This window comes from Priestia veravalensis (assembly GCF_001457055.1).
Classification (GTDB): domain Bacteria; phylum Bacillota; class Bacilli; order Bacillales; family Bacillaceae_H; genus Priestia; species Priestia flexa.
In genome coordinates this window covers 1-2,803 of record NZ_KQ758751.1, presented here as the reverse complement: position 1 = coordinate 2,803, position 2,803 = coordinate 1, and the positions used below count along the sequence as shown (strand labels likewise).

Sequence of the window (2,803 nt, the reverse complement as noted above, 5' to 3'; positions counted from 1 at the left end):
AAAGAGATATTGTTTTTTTGGTGTGAAATTTCTTGAGTTTCTTGTGTGAAATTCTGATTACTTTCTTCATTTTTCACTTCTTGTTCTGAATCTTGAATAGGTAAAATAGCAATAGCGTTACTTGTTTGCTGCATATCGCTCTTGCGTTTAGTAGCATACTGCTTTAAAATACCTAAGCTTTCTAGCTTATTACAGATATTAATAATAGTTCTACGTGTACGATCTACCATTTTAGCAATGTTATTCTTAGTTAAAAAACTAACTCCAGTATACTTTGCAGAGTGACGATGTAAGATATCTAATACAGCTATGTCTGTCTTATTTAATTGATCTTTATATGTTTCTTTATATGTACGCACAGTTTCATTTAATTTATCAATAGAATGAAATGTTGCTAGATTTTCGTATGTTTCTTTATTCGCGATAATTGTTATTCTTTGGTTTGCCATTCTCATTCTCTCCCTTTTATATAGAAAACAAAAAAGGACGTATCTACCGTATGGTAAACACGTCCTTTTAATCATAATAAAAGAGACTAAACTCAACCCTTGTTTTTCTGGAAATTCTATCGTAAAATACAGATAGGAATTACAGAAAAAAGGTGAAGCAGGTGTTTACCGTAGTGCTGTTACGGTGAACGGTTATATAAGGGCCCTAATCCTTCTATAACACGCTTTGCCTTTTTTGTATTTCCGGACTATTTAATTAAATTAATTGTAGCAAAATTCACCAATTTAAACAATGTGATTCAAGGAATAATTTTAATAATCTTAAATTCTCTTAAAGTTAAGACCGGCGTAATTTCTATAAATGATAAGGGTTACATTTTTAAAAAAATTGGTCTATACCAGCTATTGTTTTAGATGAATGCAAATGTTAATATATTTAGAAGATCGTTCCAATAATTTGGGGGTGTTCTATAATGAAATACATAGCAATTGGTGTTGCTGCATTAATTTATTCATCTATATTAGATTATTTAAGTGATGAATATGGACTCAATTATTTTATTAGGTTGATACTTTTAGCAATTTTAGTAGGTATTACTTATAAGATATTTGAAAGAGTAGAGCTACGTAACAAAAAAGAGCATACTAAAGACTGACCTTTCTTCAGGTCAGCTTTAGTTATATCTCTTAATATGTTGTAATTTTTGGATTGCTGGATCTGTGCCAAGCAGTTCCAGAGCCACTCATATAAGAATAGCGTGAAGTTTGAGTAACTTTAATACCTTTTGCATCATTATCTTTAACCTTCTTTAAATAACCTTTTAAAGTAGTGCTTTGCGACTTAATTGCAGTAGTAAGTGCATCTTTTCCTAAGTCTGAACCGAGAGCACCACCAATTGCGCCAAGAACGCCTTTTACTTTACCACCGATTGCAGCTCCAATCGCGACTGCAGCTTTTTCAACTACATAGTCAGTGATCTTGGCAAAGCTGATTTTCTTCTGTAATTCAGCTTTTGAAATATATTCTGTTGTTGTTTTAGTATCTCCTACCATTGGCATAATATCGTCCTCCTAAATATTAATCATTTAAAATTGTTTACACTATATAAAAGACTAGCTGCGACTTAAATAACAACCTCATATAAAGTTTTTTATTTATTTTTTTATTAAATCCCAAAAACCTGGTGCACTTGTATCAAACCTATTAATTGCTTTTAATATTTGGATTTGTAATTCTTGCTCTAGATCTTCTCTTTCTTCAAAGGAATGGGCTAGTTGACTCTCTTTTTTTACCTTTGGAATGAATAAAGAGACAACTTTCGAAGTCGCAGTTTCATCACCTTTTTTTGCTTGTTGTACTAATTTATATAATGAGCTCATAGTCATTCCTCATTTCTTCTGAATTTCACCAATTAGATTTTCAATTACTTCTTCTAATCTTTGAAAGCTTTTTTCTAAGCGAGTTAATAAATAAAAAACTAAAACAATTGGAAATCCAACATTACTCAATGCTGTAAGCCAATCAAATTGGGTTTCCATTAAATAGCCTCTCCATACAAGGTCCGAATCTTATTGAGGATTTTTTGATAGGTTTTAGATACGTATTGCTGAGAAACTCCTAATAAAGCCCCAATCTCTGTATGGCTAAATTGATATACAAAGGATAAGTTTAATATTTGTTGTTGTTTAGTGGTTAGCGAGTTAATTATTTGACATAACTTTTGATCCTTTATGAAATCAATTAAATTATTAGATGTCTTTAGGAATATATCGATTATCTCTTCATCGCTACTAACTAATTCTGCAAAAGAAATTCCACTTTCTTGTGGTTTATCCATGATTAGTTGATAATGGTTGAAGTGTTTTGTTGTTTTTACATAATATTTTTGCGCATAAAATTTTAGGAGCATAGAGAGATAATGAGTCAAACGAACTTCCGCATAAAATTCTTGAAATGCCTTATCTAAATTCTCTCTATTTTTTAATTGAGGATGACAGATAGATTGCTCTAACATCTTAAAATTTTCCTTTTTTTCTAAAAAACTTTTAATGATGGGGTTTTCTAATTCTCTTTCATATTTCATTAAAAAGAGATTTACTTTTTTATAGTTGCTTTTTAACATAGATTAACTACCTCCTTCTAATTATATAAAAGGAATTTAAGAAGAAAATTCACAACCGAAAACGAACGTATGTTCTATTTAATTATATACTAAACTGCTCCATTTTTGAACGGAAAATAGAAAAAATATCATAATTACACTAGTGTTGCATTAATTTAAATTAACTATTAAAAAGACTCAAAATCTTCAATTTTATTATTTTAGGCAAACAAAAAGTCCTTTATAATGGAA

6 protein-coding genes are annotated in these 2,803 nt (G+C 29.8%); 1 reads left to right on the top strand and 5 read right to left on the bottom strand.

Going from position 1 to position 2,803, the window contains the following annotated elements; translation table 11 throughout:
- A partial coding sequence (locus AS180_RS21110) for a helix-turn-helix domain-containing protein (RefSeq protein ID WP_175384227.1) occupies positions 1 to 449 on the bottom strand: 449 nt, incomplete at its 3' end.
- A 473-nt stretch (positions 450 to 922) separates the two neighbouring features.
- Between AS180_RS21110 and AS180_RS21105 the strand changes: the two genes are divergently transcribed.
- Positions 923 to 1,105 carry a hypothetical protein gene (locus tag AS180_RS21105; RefSeq protein WP_025908226.1) on the top strand — a complete coding sequence of 61 codons (183 nt, stop codon included), beginning with the start codon at positions 923 to 925 and terminating at the stop codon, positions 1,103 to 1,105.
- A 31-nt stretch (positions 1,106 to 1,136) separates the two neighbouring features.
- Here the strand turns inward: AS180_RS21105 and AS180_RS21100 are convergent, their stop codons facing one another.
- The 4 genes from AS180_RS21100 to AS180_RS21090 form a co-directional block, all read right to left on the bottom strand.
- Entirely contained in the window at positions 1,137 to 1,508 is a 372-nt protein-coding gene (locus tag AS180_RS21100) for a hypothetical protein (RefSeq protein WP_025908225.1), read from the bottom strand.
- A 96-nt stretch (positions 1,509 to 1,604) separates the two neighbouring features.
- Positions 1,605 to 1,829 (bottom strand): helix-turn-helix domain-containing protein, encoded by a 225-nt coding sequence (locus tag AS180_RS21095; protein ID WP_025908224.1) that lies wholly within the window; start codon positions 1,827 to 1,829, stop codon positions 1,605 to 1,607.
- 9 nt (positions 1,830 to 1,838) lie between these two features.
- Positions 1,839 to 1,988, bottom strand: coding sequence for a YvrJ family protein (locus tag AS180_RS21990; protein WP_081801813.1), 150 nt, complete (start codon positions 1,986 to 1,988; stop codon positions 1,839 to 1,841).
- Positions 1,988 to 2,572 (bottom strand): sigma-70 family RNA polymerase sigma factor, encoded by a 585-nt coding sequence (locus tag AS180_RS21090; RefSeq protein WP_025908223.1) that lies wholly within the window; start codon positions 2,570 to 2,572, stop codon positions 1,988 to 1,990. The genes AS180_RS21990 and AS180_RS21090 overlap by 1 nt, the downstream gene beginning before the upstream one ends.
- Positions 2,573 to 2,803 lie beyond the last annotated feature (231 nt).